This window comes from Mesorhizobium sp. CNPSo 4671 (genome assembly GCF_057784245.1).
In genome coordinates this window covers 76,549-92,962 of sequence record NZ_JBWLUW010000006.1, presented here as the reverse complement: position 1 = coordinate 92,962, position 16,414 = coordinate 76,549, and the positions used below count along the sequence as shown (strand labels likewise).

Genomic DNA, 16,414 nt, shown 5'->3' with positions numbered 1-16,414 from the left:
GCTGTCCGTTCAGTGTCCTGCGGCGCTGATCAGCTTTTCCGCCAGATCCACGGTCAGCGCGTCGAAATGCGAAATCACCGCCGAGGGTTCGAATTCGCGGACATGCCGGTCGGTGTAGCCGAAATCGACGGCGACGACCGGAATGCCGGCGGCCTTGGCGGTGTCGATGTCGGTTTGCGAATCGCCGACCATCAAGGCGCGGTGCGGATCGCCGCCGGCCAGCCTGATGGTTTCGGTCAGGTGGCGCGGATCGGGTTTGCGGAAGGCGAATGTGTCCTGGCCGGCGATCGCCGCGAAATGTCTGGTCAGGCCGAGCGCTTCGATCAGCGCCAGCGAGTTGGCTTCGTATTTGTTGGTGCAGATGGCCAGGAGATAGTCTGCCTTTTCGAAGCGGGCGATCGCCTCGATGACACCGGGGTAGGGGCGGGATTTGCCGGGGATGTTGTCGGTGTAATGATCGAGGAACAGTTTTAACAACCGGTCGTGCTCGGCGACATCGAGCGAGCGCTGCTGGGCGGCATGCGCCCGCTCTATCATCACGCGCCCGCCATGGCCGACGAAGCGCCTGAAGCCGGCCTCGTCGACGGCCGCGAGTTCGCTGGCGGCCAGGCTGTGGTTGAGGCTGTCGAGCAGGTCCGGCGCCGTGTCAACCAGCGTTCCGTCGAGGTCGAACACGATGATCGGGCGAGTCATGATCCATCCTGCGCAGGTTTGTGCATCGGCAGGCGATAGCGGCTGCGGCGCGTCAAGGCAAGCAGAGCGGTGGACAGGCGCCCAAGGGCTTTGACCCGACCGGCAAAAATGCTAGGAGCCCGAACACTCAGTTTCATGCATGTCGTTTCCCCAAAACCGAGGTCACTTTTGGGCGACATGCATAAGGTTCCCGGGGCAGCAAGCGGCATGGATGCAAGACAATTGAAGGTCGAGGCCGCGCGGGCCGCCCTTGCCCATGTCAGCGATGGCATGCGGCTCGGCATCGGCACCGGCACCACGGCGGAAGAATTTGTACGGCTGCTCGCCGACAAGGTCGCCACCGGCATGACCGTCATCGGTGTGCCGACATCGGAGCGCACCGCAGCACTTTGCCGCGAGCTTGGCGTGCCCCTGTCGACATTGGAGGAAACGCCCGAGCTCGATCTCACCGTCGACGGCGCCGATGAGGTCGACCCGGAACTGACCCTGATCAAGGGCGGCGGCGGCGCGCTGCTGCGCGAGAAGATCGTCGCCGCGGCCTCGCAGCGCATGATCGTCATCGCCGACCGCTCGAAGATGGTCGAGACGCTCGGCCGGTTTCCGCTGCCGATCGAAGTCAACCAGTTCGGCCTGCGCGCCACCGAGATCGCGGTGGCCGCGGCGGCTGCAAATCTCGGCCTTGCCGGTCCCATTACATTGAGGATGACGGGAGGCCAGGCTTTTGTTACAGACGGCGGCCATTTTATCCTCGATGCATCTTTTGGCCGCATTCCGGATACAAGAGCGCTTTCGAATGCTCTCCACGCCATTCCGGGCGTGGTCGAGCATGGTCTTTTCATCGGGCTGGCGTCAGCGGCCATCATCGCCGGCGGCGACGGCATCCAAACCGTCCATGCCGCCCGAAAACCAGGGAGTTCTACCAACCATGTTGCATAACCGGGTTCGCAGCTTTTGCGTCGTTCTGGCGGCTTCGGCCGTTTTCGCCTTGTCGTCGCCGGCGTTTTCGCAGGACGTCACCGAATCGCACCTGAAGGCTGCCCGGGCGGCGGTCGCGGCGATCCATGCGACCGATCCGTTCGACAACATTCTGCCGCAGGCGGCCGCAGCGCTCGAATCGCAGCTGATCCAGAAGAACCCGGACATGCAGGAACTGATCGGCAAGACCGTCAACGAGAAGGCGCTGGCATTGGCCTCGCGCCGCGCCGATCTCGAGAAGGAAGCGGCCCTTGCCTATGCGAAGGTGTTTTCCGAGAAGGACCTCAACGACATCGCGGCCTTCTACAGTTCCGACGCCGGCAAGAAGCTGCTCGACAGCGGTCCGACCGTGACGCGTGATTTGGTCAAGGCAGCCGATATCTGGCAGAACGGCCTGGCCCGTGATCTCGCCCAGCAGGTCGGCGAAACGCTGGCCGCGGCTGCCAAGGCCGCGGCACCGGCTGCGCCCGCGCCCGCTGATGCTACCGCTCCGGCCGACAATGCGGCTCCGGCGGATGGCGCTGCGCCCGCCGACGGTTCGGCGCCTGCCGACGGCACGCAGAACTGATTTCATTTTTCGAGGCGGCGTAGCGGCCTCTGGACCAGAAAGCCCGGCTTTGTCCGGGCTTTTCTTTTGGCGTTTTGCATCCTACCTCTGGCTTGAACTTTCCCTCTCCAGGAGTCCCATCATGGCCGGTTACGACTACGATCTCTTCGTCATCGGCGGCGGCTCGGGCGGGGTGAGGGCGGCGCGCGTCGCCGCGGCACTCGGCAAGCGCGTCGGCATCGCCGAGGAATACCGTTTCGGCGGCACCTGCGTCATCCGCGGCTGCGTACCGAAGAAGCTCTATGTCTACGCCTCGCAATTTCCGGAGCATTTCGCCGACGCGGCCGGTTATGGCTGGACGGTGCCGGAAGCCAGTTTCGACTGGCGCACGCTGGTCGCCAACAAGGATCGCGAAATCAGCCGGCTGGAGGCGATCTACAAGAAGAATGTCGAGGGCGCCGGCGGCGAGCCCTTTCATTCCCGGGCGATGATCGTCGACCCACATGTGATCCATCTTCTGGGCGAGGACCGCACCGTCACCGCCGACCAGATCCTGATCGCCACCGGCGGCCGTCCGGCCGCGCATCCGGCACTCCCCGGCCACGAACATTGCATCTTCTCCAACGAGGCTTTCGACCTCAAGGAGCTGCCAAAGGCGATCATGATCGAGGGCGGCGGCTATATCGCGGTCGAGTTCGCCAACATCTTCCACGGCCTCGGCGTCGACACCACGCTGGTCTATCGCGGCAAGGAGATCCTCAGCCGCTTCGACATGGATCTGCGCCGCACATTGCACGAGACCATGGAAAAGAAGGGGATCAAGATACTCTGCCACGCGGTGAGCGAAGAGGTGCGCAAGCGGCCGGACGGCCAGCTCGACGCGCGTCTCACCAGCGGCCAGACGCTGACGGTTGACCAGGTCATGCTGGCCATCGGGCGCATCCCCAACACCGAGAATATGGGCCTGGAAGGCATCGGCATCGAGATGACCGCGGCCGGCGCGATCAAGGTCGACGACTATTCCCGCACCAACATCGACAACATCTGGGCGATCGGCGACGTCACCAACCGCGTGCAGCTGACGCCGGTGGCGATCCACGAAGCGATGTGCTTCGTCGAGACGGCATTCAAGGGCAACCCGACCGCGCCCGATCACGAGACGATCGCGACCGCGGTCTTCTCACAACCGGAAATCGGCACGGTCGGCCTGTCGGAAGATGACGCCGTCAAGCGTTTCGCCGACATCGAGATCTACCGCGCCAGCTTCCGGCCGATGCGGCATACGCTGTCCGGACGCGATGAGAAGATGCTGATCAAGTTGGTGGTCGATGGCGCGACCCGCAAAGTGCTTGGCGCCCATATATTGGGGCCGGATGCCGGCGAAATGGCGCAGCTGCTCGGCATTCCGCTGAAGGCTGGGCTGACCAAGGATGATTTCGACCGCACGATGGCCGTGCACCCGACCGCCGCGGAAGAACTCGTCACCATGTACAAGCCGACCTACCGCGTGAAGGACGGCCAGCGCGTCTGACTTTTCGGAAGCCGCCAGCACTCGCCGCCAAGGGAGCAATCCATGTCCGTGGCCACCAGCTCCACTCCGCTCGACCACGAGTTCGGCGGACGCGTCGATCAGGTCGTCGACAGGGCCGTCGCGGATGGACGCATCGTCGGCGCCGTGATCCTTGTCGCCCGGCGCGGCGAGATCCTCTACAGCCGCGCCGCCGGCCTTGCCGACCGCGAAGCGAAGAAGCCGATGGCGCCGGACGCAATCTTCCGGCTTGCGTCGGTCACCAAACCCGTCGTCGCGTCTGCGGCACTTGCCCTTGTCGAAGCCGGCGACATCGGCCTCGATGATCCCTTGGTAAAATTCATCCCGGAGTTCCGGCCGAAGCTCATGGATGGCAGCGAGCCGGTCATCACCATCCGTCATCTGCTGACGCACACCGCCGGGTTGGACTACCGCTTCCGTCAGGCGGCGGACGGGCCCTATCATCGCGCTGATATCTCCGATGGTCTCGACCAGCCCGGCCTGTCCATGGCCGAGAATCTCCGTCGTATCGCCTCGGTGCCACTGTCCTGTGCGCCGGGAGCGGGCTGGGGCTATTCGGTGGCGATGGATGTGCTGGGCGAGGCCATGGCGAGAGCCACGGGCGCCTCCTTGCCAGAGCTGGTCGATCGCCTGGTCGTCCAGCCGCTCGGTATGCATGACGCGGCCTTTGCCGTGCGCGATCGATCCCGGCTGGTGACGCCCTACGCCGATGGACCCGGCAAGGCCATCGTGATGGGAGAACATCACCGTGTGCCCTTCGGCGACGGTTTCATCTCATACTCGCCCGGCCGTGTCTTCGACCCTGCTTCCTTCGCCTCGGGCGGCACCGGCATGAACGGCACCGCCGGCGATGTGCTCAAGCTGCTCGAGGCGCTGCGTTCGGGCGGCGGACCCGTCATCCGCCCCGAAACGGCAGCGGCGATGACTGGGGATGCGATACCGGCCTCGAAACCACTATGCCCGGCTGGGGCTGGGGTCTCGGCTTCAGCGTCCTGCGCGACCCGCTCGCCGCATCGACGCCTCAGACCGCCGGCACCTGGCGCTGGGGCGGCGTCTACGGTCATTCCTGGTTCGTGGATCCGGCGTTGGACCTGACTGTGGTAGCGCTGACGAATACGGCCATCGCCGGCATGATGGGCACGTTTCCCGATGCACTGCGCGACGCCATCTATGGCAGGCAGGCCTAGGCAACTCCACGAAGGGCGGGACCCGCCGCCGGCCATGGCCGGCGGCGGAGACAGTTGCGCCAGATCGGTTCATCGTTTCACGGAAACGCAGAACCGATCTATCTTCTGTTAACGCAATTCCGGACGGAAAACCGTCTCACACTTTTCCTGGAATTGCTCAAAGCAGCGTGCCGCGCAGGATCACCAGCGCCACCGAGAAATAGATCACCAGCCCGGTGACATCGACCAGCGTGGCGACGAACGGCGCCGATGCGCTGGCGGGGTCGAAACCGACCCGTTTCAGGGCGAACGGCAGCATCGATCCCGACAGGGAACCAAAAGTGACGATGCCGACCAGTGCCGCCCCAACCGTTGCGGCGATCAGCGGCCAGTGCGGGCCGTAGTCGTAGAAACCGAAATACTGCCAAAGCGCGATGCGGCAGACGCCGACAACGCCGAGGATCGATCCCAGGACGAAGCCGGTCGGCAGTTCGCGCAAGGCAACCCGCCACCAGTCGCCGAGGCCGATCTCGCGCAGCGCCAGCGCCCGGATGACCAGCGAAGTCGCCTGTGAGCCGGAATTGCCGCCGGAGCTCATGATCAGCGGGATAAACAGAGTGAGCACGATCGCCTTCTCCAGCTCGCTCTCATAGCTCTGCATGGCGTTGGCGGTCAGCATTTCGCTGAGGAACAGAGCGCACAGCCAGCCGGCGCGCTTCTGGATCATGGCGAGGAAGCTCATCTTCATGTAGGGCTCGTCGAGCGCTTCCATGCCGCCGAAGCGGTGCACGTCCTCCGTCGTCTCCTCGATCATCGTGTCGATGATGTCGTCGATGGTGACGATGCCGAGGATCTTGCCGTGGTCGACGACGGGGACGGCGAGCAGATCGTATTTGGAGATCGTCTGCGCCAGGTTTTCGCGATCGGTCAGCGGGGTGACGGTCACCGGCGCACGGTCCGGTGCCACCGACAGGATCGGGTCGTCCGGTTCACCGGTGATCAGCCGGCGCAGGCCGGTCGACCGGACCAGTAGGTGCGTTTGCGGATCGACGATGTAAATCGCGTAGACGGTCTCGCGCGTCCGCTCGACCTTGCGGATGTAGTCGAGCGTGCGCCCGACGGTCCAGTCCGAGGGAACGCTGACGAATTCCGTCGTCATGATCGATGCGGCGCTGCCTTCGGGGTAGCCCAGGATCGACAGCAGGGTCGCGCGCAGCGGCGGCGCCAGCGCACCGAGCAGTTCGGAGCGTGCCGGCTCGTCGAGTTCGCGCAGGATGTCGGCAGCACGGTCGACCGACATGGCGGTGAGGAGCTTGCTTGCCTTGGCGCGGGGCAGGGCGTCGGCGAGTTCGGGGGCAGCTTCGAGTTCAGGCTGATCGAAAATCTCGACCAGCCGCTCGAAGGGGACCGCGCAAAGCAGGTCCCCCGCGGTTTCGCGCGATTCATGGTTGAGCGCCTCGACCACGTCGGCAACGTGGTCGTTTGCAAGGATGCGGGCGATGGCGACGGCCTCGTCGTCCGCTACGGGAGAAAAATCGTTCATGGCTCACTCCTTGCCGTCCGGCAGGACATGAACCATTCAGGTCACGTCTAGGCGGACGGCGGTTGCGTTCGACTAATACTGTCGCCAGGCATGGCGCGGTGACCTTTCCGCTTGCGGGTTCGCGTTTGACTATCAGCAAGCGGGCGCAACATAGGAGTGCGTCTTGCCGAGTCAATCGTGGTGAGTGAGGAAAACGGCGCCTTATGGCGCCGATCGCGATACTGTGATCGCCGACCGCCGCGCCGCCCGGCAAGTCGCGGTGAAACCATCGTTATTTCTGTTTCAGCCGACGCGAGAAACGCAGCCATTTGTCCTCGACTGGCCGTGGCTGCGCCAGAATCGTGGTGAGTTCGACGGGCAGGGTCGGAGCCAGCGGTTTCTTGGTGGCGACACCGTCGGCGATCAGGACGATCGAGTGGTAGAACTCGGTGCCGGCAGCCGATCTTGGCGCCACTGCTTCGTGCATAACGCTGATCACCGTGACATCGGGGCAATTGTCCTTGATCGCCTGATGGAAGGCAATCTTGCCCTCCGGGTCGAGCGCACCGGTCGCCTCGTCGAGGAACAGCAGGCCCGGCTGCTGCAGGATGATGCGAGCCACCACCAGCTTCTGCTTCTGGCCGCCCGACAGGACCTGGTCCCAGCTTTTGCCCTCTCGGCTCTCATGGGCCATGTGTTCGATGAAGTCGCCAAGGCCGGCCTTGTGCAGCGCGGACGCGACCTGGGCATCGCCATGGTCGCGCTCGGAGCCCGGCAGGCAGACCAGCTGTTTCAGCGACACCTGCTGCAGCTTGACCTCCTGGGCGGCATAAAAACTCTTCACCCCGTCAGGGAAGACGATGGTGCCGTGGCCATACGGCCAGAGGCCGTTGATCGCCTTGATCAACGAAGTCTTGCCGCAACCGGATTCGCCCTTCAGGAACGTCCACTCGCCGCGCCGGAAGCGCAAATTGGCGGCGCTGAGGAACGGTGTTGCGTCCTCGCCCTGATGCGCCAGTTCGAGCTTCTGGATGGTCAGGCCGAAAACCGGATTCTGGCTGGCATAGTGGAAGTCTGAACGACCGGTCTGGCTGTAGAACGCCTGCGGGTGCTGAACATTCTCGATCGCATCCGCCAGCTCGGTGACGCGCTGGCTGTTGGCACGCAACGTCGCAATGGCCGGCATGACATGGATGAACCACGAGCACTGGCTGATCAACTGGGCGACCATTTCAGAGCCGGTTATGTAGCCTTTGTAGTCCAGGCGATTGTGGATGAACGACACGAGACCGGGACCATAGGCGACGATCCGGGCGCCGATGAAGTTGTAGATCAGCTCGAACGAGGTGTAGCTGTTGTTGACGACGTTGAGCCGGCCCCAGGTTTTGTCGATATCGACATAGAGCCTGTCGTGCATCGACTTTTGCACGTCCTCGCCATGCGAGGCAGCGACATGGAAGCTGCGGCGCAGGAATGTCGTCAGTTCACTGCGGTAACTGCCCTCGGCCTGCTGCATGCGGATATTGAGCCGCTCGAGTAGGCGCCCAAGCCTGACCGCGATCCAGGTGTTCAGGGGCACGTAAATGGCGACGGCGAGGAAAGCCAGCACTGCGCTGCCATAGCTGCCGAGGAACTCCAGCCCTTTAACCTCGACCGAGGATCCGATCAGATTTTCACCGATAAAATACAGCGAGGTCGCGACACCCAGAACGCCCATGGCGAGACCGATCGCCCCGCCGGTCATGTCCTTGATGGATTCCTGGATGCGCTGGTCGATGTTGTCGGGAGCCACGATACCGCCGGCCGCCGAACCATGCTGGGCATGGAAATGGGTATGATTGCCGTCGAGCAGAGCCTGGTTGAACTGGCTGTTCAGCCAGCCACGCCATTTGCGGTGCAACGTTGCGGAGACAAGACCGCGCACGCCGGTGAAGCCGGCATCCTTCAGCACGACCAGTACCACCAATATGCCGGCATTGGTCAGAATTGCCCGCAGCGGGCTGGTGTTGGCGGCATCGTGGAAGAAGGCGATCGAATTGCCCAACTCGCCCAATGCCAAGGCAAACCAGACGCCCGCCTTGCTGGAAAGCGCCGTCAGCAGGGCGATGACGATGGTGAGTGTCCAGGCCTCCTTCCAACGGTCGGAGAACCAGTAGGCCCGCATCAGGCCCCAGAAACTGCGCATCGAGGATACCGGCGTCAAATGCGACGGCCCTGTGGCGCCGCCGTGTAGTTTATCCGGTACTGACTCCTGCGATCGTCTGCCGATCCGAATCACGATCCCGCCCAAACCTTTTTTGTTTTGTTACGGATGGTAACACCAATTGATCATTTTCCATTAATTTTTGTAGGGGGTCAGAGAGATTGAAGTTCCGGCCGTGTCGGCAAGGCAACAGAACGGCCCTTCCGGGCATCGCATGAAGGTCGGCGAAACAGCGATTTAAGATAACGATGTCATATGGTTATCGTGTGACGCGCAGAGCTGCATATATCTTCCCTTGGGGAAGGTGTCCACACGATTTTGTGACTCGTTTTGGCCTGTCGGATCGGCCGACTTTTCATTGCGGGCTAACCAAAATTCCCGAAAACGAGCCGTCCTTGATATCTGCTTTGACAATTCCCGCGTCCGGGATTGAACCTTCCAAGGCGTTGTCGACACCCAGGGTTGTCCAACAGGGGAGCTCTCTCATGCTCACGCGCGTAACCGCAGCTTTCGTCCTCTTCGCCTGGCTGCCCCTCCCTTTGGCGCATGCAGCCGAACAGAGCATCCCGGCCAGCGTCGGGGGCCAGATCGAGTTCAACACACCGTCCGACAACATTGGCTGCATCTACACGCCGAAAGGCGGCACCGGCACCTATGAGCCACAGGATGGCGGCCCGGAACTGAGCTGCTCGCGCGTCGAGCCGAGCTACATCACCATCATCCTCGGCCCCAAGGGACCGGCGATGCTGATCAAGAACCCCGGCGAACAGCCTTGCTGCAGCGATGTCACAAGGCTCGCCTATGGCAACAGCTGGGGCGCTGGACCCTTCTTGTGCCAGTCATCGACCAAGGGGCTGACCTGCACCGCCACAAATGGCCACGGATTTTTTATCAGCAAGGCAAAGGCGACGGTGAAGTAACCGTCGCTCTTTTGCACACGGCGAGGGGCGGCTGGCCTCAGCCGACCTTGTCCAGTTCGCCCCGTGCCTTGGCCGCCGCTACCTGGCGGATGGCATCAGCCAGCGTGTCGGCGTCCTGAGCACCCATCACGGCATATTTGCCTTCAAGCAGAAAGCACGGCACGCCTGATATACCCATGCGCGATGCAGTCGCGATCTCGGTGCGCACCGCTTCGACATCGGCGTCGGTCGGCAAGAGCGAGGCGACCACGGACGCGTCCATGCCCGCCTCGCGGGCGGCTTCGACCAACACGGCATGGTCGCCGATGTTGACACCTTCCTCGAAATTCAGCTGAAACAGGCGACGGACCAGCCTATTCTGCACGGCTTCACCGGCAGCACCCGCCCAGCGGATCAGGCGGTGTGCGTCCAGCGTGTTTGGCGCCACCCTGATGGCATCGAAGGCAAAGGAAATGCCCTCCGCCTCGCCGAGTGGTTCGATCCGGGCATGGATCTCGCGAATGCGCTCGTCGCTGCCGAACTTGGCCAGCATATACTCCCGGCGGTCCTTACCTTGCGGCGGAATGGTCGGATCGAGCTGGAACGGCCGCCAGCGTATGTGCACATCGACATTGCCGGCCGCGGCAACCGCCTTGTCCAGCCGCTTCTGGCCAATGAAGCACCACGGGCAGACGACATCCGACACCACATCGACGGTTATGGCGTTCGCTTCGCTCATCTCGATCTCCGGATTTTCAGTTCGGTTTGCGCCACCAGGTTGGCAGCTGATAACCGAATATGGGCGTCTTCTGCGGATGTTCCAGGTAATTCCAGTACGCAAGCCACTGCTGCGTGTTGTACTGCATCGGCACCATGTAGTTGCCTGAGATCAGCAGCCGGTCGAGAACGCGGACGGCGGCGACATACTCCTCCTTCGAGCGGGCGCGCAGCATCGCCTCGATCGCCGCGTCAACCGCCGGATCGGCAACGCCGGCGAGATTGAACGAGCCTTCGGCCCTGGCCGCCTCGGAGCTCCAGCGTCCAAGCTGTTCGAAGCCTGGCGACAGTGAATTGTTGAAGCCGCTGGATCCGATCAGAGCCTCGAAATCGAAGCGCTGCTTGCGTGATTGGATCTGGTCGCCGTCGAGGCTACGGATGCTGACGTTGATGCCGATCTTCTCCAATGTGCGCTGGTAGATGCCGGCCAGGCGTTCCTCGTCCTGCGAAGCGGTCAGGATCTCGAATCCGAAAGGTTTGCCGTCGGGATCGAGCATCGTGCCGTCCTGCACGTGGTAACCAATGCTTTTCAGGAGATCGAAAGCTGTCTTCAACACCTTGCGGTCCTGGCCCGAACCGTCGGTCACCGGTGGTTTCCAGGTGCCGTCCATGACATCAGGCGGCACGCGGCCGGGGTAGGGGGCGAGCAACGCCTTTTCCCTATCGTCGGCCGGATGGCCAAGCGCGGAAAGCTCGGAGTTCTGCCAATAACTCATCGTGCGGGTGTATTTGCCGCCGAACAGGTTCTTGTTCGCCCACTCGAAGTCGTAAAGCATGCCGAGCGCGCGCCGGACCACCGGATTGGAGAATTTCGGCAGCCGCGTGTTGAACAGGAAACCAGTCACAACGGGCGGAATGCCGGTGTCGAAGGTTTCAGAAACCACCTCGCCCCTGTGAAAGGCCGGGAAATTAAGGTCGCGCTCCCGTTTGACCGGATCGCCGTCGTCGTCGATGGCGCAGAGGCCTTTCTTGAAAGCCTCGAGCTTGGCGTTGGCGTTGAGGAAATATTCGATGGTGATCTGGTCGTAATTGTCGAAGCCGCGTTTGGCCGGGACATCCTTGCCCCAATAATCGGGGTTGCGCTTGAACACGATGCGCTGGCCCGGCGCCACCTGGGCAATGGTGTAAGGTCCGCTGCCAATCAGCGGCTTCAGCGTCGTCTTGTCGAAAGTCTCCTTGTCGAAGGCGTGTTTCGGCAGGATCGGCGTCAGCGCGATGATCAGGGGCGTTTCGCGATTGGCCTTGTCATTGAAGGTGAAGCGCACGCTGTGATCACCGGTCTTTTCGAGCTTGGCGATCAGGCTCATGCGTGCGTTGTAGGGCGGGCGGCCCTTGTCGGTGAAGACATCATAGGTGAACAGCACATCCTCCGGCGTCACCGGCTCGCCGTCCGACCACTTTGCATTGGGGTTGAGGTGGAATTCAATCGACTTGCGCTCGGAATCCATGTCCGCGCTGTCGGCGAGCAGGCCATAGAGACTGAAGGCCTCGTCGTAATTGCGCTGCATCAACGGCTCGAAAACGAGGTTACCGTAGGTCAGATCCATCATGCCGCGCGCCGTTGTGCGCAGGCTCTTCAGGATGAAAGGGTTGAGGTTGTCGAAGCTGCCGACAACGCAATAGGTGATGTTGCCACCCTTCGGCGCATCGGGATTGACGTAGTCGAAATGAGTATAGTCGGGCGGCAGTGCCGGCTCGCCCTGCATGGCGATGGCATGCTTCGGTTCCGACATGGCCGGCCGCAGCGAAAGGGTGAAAAGCGATATCGCGGTGATCAGCCAAACAAGAACGCGGCCCATGACCGTCTCCTTAACAGGTCGGCTTGATGATTCGGTGTGCACCCTAGCATGAGGCGGCTGCGTGCCGGCCAATGGTGTCATCAAGAATTACAAGTGAGCGGGCTGGATTCGGCACCGCTTGCAGTGTAACACGCCGTCCGAAGTCATTCTGTTGCCTCATTTCGGCAACAGGTAGCTGGACCATACGGCGCAGAGAAGCCGGTTCCGGGATCATTTGAGAGGAAGTGCACGACATGACGAGCCTGAACAGCAACGCATACCGCCTTTCGGTCATGGCCGCGGGCGTGGTCGGCTTTCTGGGCGCGGGACTTCCCTCTGCTTCCGCACAGCAGCAGCAACAGATCCCACAGGGCTGGTTCAAGGCCTGCACCAAGCAGGAAGACGTCGACATCTGCAACGTCCAGAACATCGTCACAGCCGGCAACGGCCAGCTCGTCACCGGTGTCAGCCTGATCGAACTCAAGGGCAAGGTGAACCGCAAGGTGTTTCAGGTGACGGTCCCGACCGGTCGCCTGGTGCCTCCGGGCATCGGCCTGCAGATCGATACCGGCAAGGCCGTAAAGCTCGACTATGTCATCTGTTTCCCGGATCGTTGCGTGGCCGAAGTGCCGCTCACCGACCAGCTCGTCGCCGCGTTCAAGAAAGGTCAGGGGATCACGCTGACCTCGATCAATTTCCAGAACCAGGCCAACCCAATCAAGATCGCGCTCCAGGGCTTCAGCGGCGCCTATGACGGCCCGCCGCTGCAGCAGTCGGACATCGAGGACCGGCAGAAGAAGCTCCAGGACTTCGTCGCCAAGAACAACCAGGACTTCGCCAAGAAGCTCAAGGATGAGCAGGACAAGGCCAAGACCGCCAACTGATCGCGGGATCGGGTCACCCTCCAGTCAAAGAAAAAGCGGGGTCATGCCCCGCTTTTTTCGTTCCAGGTCATGGCTGGATTTCCCAACGGTAGCCGCAAACTCAGTGCCTTGACTGGCGTTTCGGCTCGTAGCGCCCGTCCGGCTTCTTGTCGAACATCTCCTTGATCTGCGGGTGGCGGACTGGCTCGCCCGACCGATCCTCGAGCAGATTCTGCTCCGACACATAGGCGATGTATTCGGTTTCCGAATTCTCGGCGAGCAGGTGGTAGAACGGCTGATCCTTGCGCGGCCGCACGTCGGCGGGAATGGCTTCGTACCATTCGTCGGTGTTGGCGAATTGCGGATCGACGTCGAAAATGATGCCTCGAAACGGAAACAGCCGGTGGCGAACCACCTGTCCGATCGCGAATTTGGCCGTTTTCATCGTACTCACCACTGAATTCCTTGACTTTATTTGGCGCAGACTCCGAGTCAATTCAATCCCGAAGCGTTTGAGCGCCTTCAAGCTACGCAAAATGCGAAGCAAAGGTTTTGATTGATGCCGCGATGCCGCGATAAAATCCGCAAGATCGCTACTGCTGCCGCATTGGTTTTCGCAGGCCGCCCGCAAGTGCCGAAAAACCGCTGCCGGGACGGAGCCCCTCGCGCATGAAGAAGGCGCGGAGCGGTGCAAAGCCGCCGAGTGCGCTCAGACCGGCGCCACGCGCCATCTGCGCCGGCAGCATGTCGGAAAGCAGCGACATGTTGAGCAGATTGACCGCGCTGCTGCGGGCCAGAATGTCGGGCCGGCGCTTGAAATCGTAGGTGGCAAGGACTTTGGCTGCGCCTGGATCGCCACGATTTTCATTTGCGATTCCAACCAGATCATCGATATCCCTGATGCCAAGGTTGAGGCCCTGCGCACCGATCGGCGGAAACACGTGTGCGGCTTCGCCGACGAGCGCCACCCTGTCTCGTGCAAAACGCAGGGGCGTCACGGTCGAAAGCGGATAGATCTGGCGGCCTGGTTCTACCGTGACGCGTCCAAGCATCGACTGCATTTGCTGCTCGACCCGCAGCGAGAGTGTTGTGTCATCCAGAGCGGCAAGCTCGTTGGCGCTCTCGGGCTTCACCACCCAAACGAGGCTTGAGCGGTTGCCGGGCAACGGAACTTGTGTGAACGGACCGGTCTCTGTGTGGAACTCGGTCGAAGTGAAGGCATGCTCGCGACTATGGCCGAAATTGAGCACGAGCGCAGCCTGCGGATAGGCGCGCGAGCCGGTCGAAATGCCCGCCGCCTCGCGCGCAGGCGATTGGCGTCCGTCGGCGGCGACCGCCAGCGATGCGCTCACCTCGCTGCCGTCGGCCAGCGCGGCATGAGCCTTGTCGGCATCGAGACGCCAGGTCTTGACCATCGATCGGCGCCACTCGATCCCGGAATGGGCGGCCACCTTGCCGACAAGCGCCGGGCCAAAGACGCTGTTGGGCAGGTTCAGCCCGAACTGGTCCTCATCGATCTCGCTGGCGCGAAAGGTGACGACGGGGCTGCGGATCAGCCGGCTGGTCGCATCGACGATGCGCATCACTTTCAAGGGTGCGGCCTTGGGCCTGATGGCTTCGAGGACATCGAGCCGTTCAAGCACTTTCAGGGCAGGGTTCATCAGCGCCGTGGTGCGGCTGTCGGAGGCCGACGCCTCAGGCCCGACAAGCGTCACCGGGAAGCCGGCATCGGCGAAAGCCAGCGCCGCAATCAGCCCTGCCGGCCCGGTGCCGGCAATCAGTATCGGCGCTGTTTCCTGGTGCTCCAAGGTCGGCTTCCGGCTTGCAATGCGGGGCGGGCCACCAGACCTGCCACTCAAGCAGCATATAGGTCAGTTCATGCGGCTTGATCAACGCGGCGATTCGGCCCATTCGGGTGTCATGACCGGCCACCAGGACGATTTCAGCCATCTCGACCGCGCCGGCCGCGCCACGGCTGACATCGTGCGCAACCCGCGCCTGACGGTCAATATCGTCGTCGGCGCGAGCATTCTGCTCGCCTGGTTGTTGTTGGCCGCGATGGCGATTCGCGGCGCGGAGGCCAGGGGCAGCGTGCCGGGCGACACGCTGCTGCGTGGCCTGCCGCAGCTGCCGCTGCCTGATTTCCTGGAGCGGTTCTTCACGCTTTGCCTGTCGCCGGTGCCTCTGGACGCAAGCCTCGGTTGGCGCGCCCTCGCGCTCATCGCGATGTGGTTCCTGATGGCGATCGCCGCGATGCTGCCGTCAGCAGCGCCAATGATCCGCACCTATTGCGAGATCGCCGATACCGCCCGGATCAAGGGCGAGCCGGTCGTCCATCCGCTGGTGCTGGTTGCCGGCTATCTCGGCGTCTGGCTCGCCGCTTCGATGCTGTTTTCCGCAGTGACACTGGGCGTGCACGCATTCGCCGCGTCCGGCGAAATCTACGACCCGCTGCTTGGCATTGCCGGTGCGCTCGCATTGTTGGTTGCCGGCCTCTACCAGTTCAGCGGCCTCAAGCAGGCCTGCCTGAAGAAGTGCCGCAACCCGTTCTCGATCCTGTTTTCGAACTGGAGCGCCAAACCAATCCGCGTCTTCCGACTCGGTGTCGTGCAAGGCATCTGGTGCCTCGGCTGCTGCTGGGCGCTGATGCTGGTGATGTTCGCCGTCGGCGTGATGAACATCTTCTGGATGGCGCTGATCGGCGTATTCACCCTGATTGAAAAACAGACGACAGGCAGTCTTCCAACCCGGCTGGCCGGTGCGATACTGCTTGTCTGGGCAGCCGCCCTGCTAGTAATCTCGCTGTGAGTGGGGGAAATTCAATGACAGATCAGGGCTGGGCAATGAAAGGAGAGCTCGTACTCTCCTGCAATTGCACGGTTTTTTGCCCTTGCGTGCTGTCGCTCGGCAGTCACCAGCCGACCGAAGGCTACTGCCAGACCTGGGCGGGTTTCCGTATCGATGCCGGCCATTTCGGCGAGGTCGACCTCTCCGGCCTCAACCTCGGGCTGATCATGGAAATCCCCGGCTACATGAGCCGCGGCAACTGGACTGCGGGCCTGTTCATCGACAAACGCGCCTCGGTCTACGCGGTCAAGGCATTGACGAAGATCTTCACCGGCAAGGCGGGCGGAACCACATCGCTGCTGTCGATCCTGGTCGGAAAATTCCTGGGTGTCGAACAGGTGCCGATCACCTATGAGACGCGCGACAAGACGCGTATCTTCCAGATACCGAAGATCATCGATGGCGCGGTCACGCCAATCGCCGGCAAGGATCGCGAGAAGGATACGGTGATCACGAATTCGGAATACTGGATCGCGCCGGAGATCATCGTGGCCAAGTCCGACAAGAGCAAGATGCGGGCCTTTGGCCGCAATTGGAATTTTGCCGGCCGCTCGGCCGAAATCTGCAAGCTGGATTGGCGAGGCCCGTGAGCAAG

General features: G+C 62.3%; 14 protein-coding genes and 1 pseudogene. 8 read left to right on the top strand and 7 right to left on the bottom strand.

The genetic code is table 11. The features are described from left to right. Positions 1-9: 9 nt before the first annotated feature. Positions 10-693 carry a phosphoglycolate phosphatase gene (locus AC04SF_RS18495; RefSeq protein WP_488479002.1) on the bottom strand — a complete coding sequence of 228 codons (684 nt, stop codon included), beginning with the start codon at positions 691-693 and terminating at the stop codon, positions 10-12. Between the two features lie 207 nt (positions 694-900). On the opposite strand from AC04SF_RS18495, the gene rpiA reads away from it, so the two are divergent. The 4 genes and pseudogenes from rpiA to AC04SF_RS18475 all read left to right on the top strand — a co-directional run bounded on the left by rpiA (position 901) and on the right by AC04SF_RS18475 (position 4,951). Beyond that, positions 901-1,629, top strand: a complete 729-nt coding sequence (gene rpiA, locus AC04SF_RS18490; RefSeq protein WP_488479001.1) for a ribose-5-phosphate isomerase RpiA — start codon at positions 901-903, stop codon at positions 1,627-1,629. Continuing rightward, positions 1,586-2,236, top strand: a complete 651-nt coding sequence (locus tag AC04SF_RS18485; RefSeq protein WP_488479000.1) for a DUF2059 domain-containing protein — start codon at positions 1,586-1,588, stop codon at positions 2,234-2,236. Before rpiA ends, AC04SF_RS18485 begins: the two co-directional genes overlap by 44 nt. Before the next feature lie 121 nt (positions 2,237-2,357). Then, positions 2,358-3,746 (top strand): glutathione-disulfide reductase, encoded by a 1,389-nt coding sequence (gor, locus tag AC04SF_RS18480; RefSeq protein WP_488478999.1) that lies wholly within the window; start codon positions 2,358-2,360, stop codon positions 3,744-3,746. Between the two features lie 42 nt (positions 3,747-3,788). After that, a pseudogene (locus AC04SF_RS18475) lies at positions 3,789-4,951 on the top strand (serine hydrolase domain-containing protein). A gap of 157 nt (positions 4,952-5,108) precedes the next feature. Here the strand turns inward: AC04SF_RS18475 and mgtE are convergent. Both mgtE and AC04SF_RS18465 read right to left on the bottom strand, forming a co-directional pair. Then, complete coding sequence (gene mgtE / locus AC04SF_RS18470; RefSeq protein ID WP_488478998.1) at positions 5,109-6,473, bottom strand: magnesium transporter; 1,365 nt, start codon at positions 6,471-6,473, stop codon at positions 5,109-5,111. Positions 6,474-6,744: 271 nt separating this feature from the next. Further along, complete coding sequence (locus tag AC04SF_RS18465) at positions 6,745-8,637, bottom strand: ABC transporter ATP-binding protein/permease (protein WP_488478997.1); 1,893 nt, start codon at positions 8,635-8,637, stop codon at positions 6,745-6,747. A 503-nt stretch (positions 8,638-9,140) separates the two neighbouring features. On the opposite strand from AC04SF_RS18465, the gene AC04SF_RS18460 reads away from it, so the two are divergent. Beyond that, entirely contained in the window at positions 9,141-9,575 is a 435-nt protein-coding gene (locus AC04SF_RS18460) for a hypothetical protein (RefSeq protein ID WP_488478996.1), read from the top strand. A 37-nt stretch (positions 9,576-9,612) separates the two neighbouring features. Here the strand turns inward: AC04SF_RS18460 and AC04SF_RS18455 are convergent, their stop codons facing one another. Together AC04SF_RS18455 and AC04SF_RS18450 are read right to left on the bottom strand one after the other, a co-directional pair. After that, on the bottom strand, positions 9,613-10,293 hold the full coding sequence (locus tag AC04SF_RS18455; RefSeq protein ID WP_488478995.1) for a DsbA family oxidoreductase: 681 nt from the start codon (positions 10,291-10,293) through the stop codon (positions 9,613-9,615). 16 nt (positions 10,294-10,309) lie between these two features. Then, on the bottom strand, positions 10,310-12,130 hold the full coding sequence (locus tag AC04SF_RS18450; RefSeq protein WP_488478994.1) for an extracellular solute-binding protein: 1,821 nt from the start codon (positions 12,128-12,130) through the stop codon (positions 10,310-10,312). A 233-nt stretch (positions 12,131-12,363) separates the two neighbouring features. On the opposite strand from AC04SF_RS18450, the gene AC04SF_RS18445 reads away from it, so the two are divergent. After that, positions 12,364-12,993 carry an invasion associated locus B family protein gene (locus AC04SF_RS18445; protein ID WP_096445948.1) on the top strand — a complete coding sequence of 210 codons (630 nt, stop codon included), beginning with the start codon at positions 12,364-12,366 and terminating at the stop codon, positions 12,991-12,993. A gap of 100 nt (positions 12,994-13,093) precedes the next feature. Here the strand turns inward: AC04SF_RS18445 and hspQ are convergent, their stop codons facing one another. Further along, the gene (gene hspQ / locus AC04SF_RS18440; RefSeq protein WP_056577259.1) at positions 13,094-13,417 is read right to left on the bottom strand and encodes a heat shock protein HspQ; all 324 of its coding nucleotides are present in this window, start codon (positions 13,415-13,417) and stop codon (positions 13,094-13,096) included. A gap of 148 nt (positions 13,418-13,565) precedes the next feature. Further along, positions 13,566-14,780, bottom strand: coding sequence for a UbiH/UbiF family hydroxylase (locus tag AC04SF_RS18435; RefSeq protein ID WP_488478993.1), 1,215 nt, complete (start codon positions 14,778-14,780; stop codon positions 13,566-13,568). A 70-nt stretch (positions 14,781-14,850) separates the two neighbouring features. On the opposite strand from AC04SF_RS18435, the gene AC04SF_RS18430 reads away from it, so the two are divergent. Together AC04SF_RS18430 and AC04SF_RS18425 are read left to right on the top strand one after the other, a co-directional pair. Beyond that, positions 14,851-15,780 (top strand): DUF2182 domain-containing protein, encoded by a 930-nt coding sequence (locus tag AC04SF_RS18430; RefSeq protein ID WP_488478992.1) that lies wholly within the window; start codon positions 14,851-14,853, stop codon positions 15,778-15,780. A 14-nt stretch (positions 15,781-15,794) separates the two neighbouring features. Beyond that, positions 15,795-16,409: a DUF1326 domain-containing protein gene (locus AC04SF_RS18425; RefSeq protein WP_488478991.1), complete on the top strand. Its 615-nt coding sequence runs from the start codon at positions 15,795-15,797 to the stop codon at positions 16,407-16,409. Positions 16,410-16,414: the final 5 nt, after the last annotated feature.

Bases quoted from the DNA above. Each gene is read 5' to 3' on its own strand.
- AC04SF_RS18495 (WP_488479002.1), bottom strand. From the start codon at position 693: ATGACTCGCCCGATCATCGTGTTCGACCTCGACGGAACGCTGGTTGAC.
- rpiA (WP_488479001.1), top strand. From the start codon at position 901: ATGGATGCAAGACAATTGAAGGTCGAGGCCGCGCGGGCCGCCCTTGCC.
- AC04SF_RS18485 (WP_488479000.1), top strand. From the start codon at position 1,586: ATGCCGCCCGAAAACCAGGGAGTTCTACCAACCATGTTGCATAACCGG.
- gor (WP_488478999.1), top strand. From the start codon at position 2,358: ATGGCCGGTTACGACTACGATCTCTTCGTCATCGGCGGCGGCTCGGGC.
- mgtE (WP_488478998.1), bottom strand. From the start codon at position 6,473: ATGAACGATTTTTCTCCCGTAGCGGACGACGAGGCCGTCGCCATCGCC.
- AC04SF_RS18465 (WP_488478997.1), bottom strand. From the start codon at position 8,637: ATGCGCAGTTTCTGGGGCCTGATGCGGGCCTACTGGTTCTCCGACCGT.
- AC04SF_RS18460 (WP_488478996.1), top strand. From the start codon at position 9,141: ATGCTCACGCGCGTAACCGCAGCTTTCGTCCTCTTCGCCTGGCTGCCC.
- AC04SF_RS18455 (WP_488478995.1), bottom strand. From the start codon at position 10,293: ATGAGCGAAGCGAACGCCATAACCGTCGATGTGGTGTCGGATGTCGTC.
- AC04SF_RS18450 (WP_488478994.1), bottom strand. From the start codon at position 12,130: ATGGGCCGCGTTCTTGTTTGGCTGATCACCGCGATATCGCTTTTCACC.
- AC04SF_RS18445 (WP_096445948.1), top strand. From the start codon at position 12,364: ATGACGAGCCTGAACAGCAACGCATACCGCCTTTCGGTCATGGCCGCG.
- hspQ (WP_056577259.1), bottom strand. From the start codon at position 13,417: ATGAAAACGGCCAAATTCGCGATCGGACAGGTGGTTCGCCACCGGCTG.
- AC04SF_RS18430 (WP_488478992.1), top strand. From the start codon at position 14,851: ATGCGGCTTGATCAACGCGGCGATTCGGCCCATTCGGGTGTCATGACC.
- AC04SF_RS18425 (WP_488478991.1), top strand. From the start codon at position 15,795: ATGACAGATCAGGGCTGGGCAATGAAAGGAGAGCTCGTACTCTCCTGC.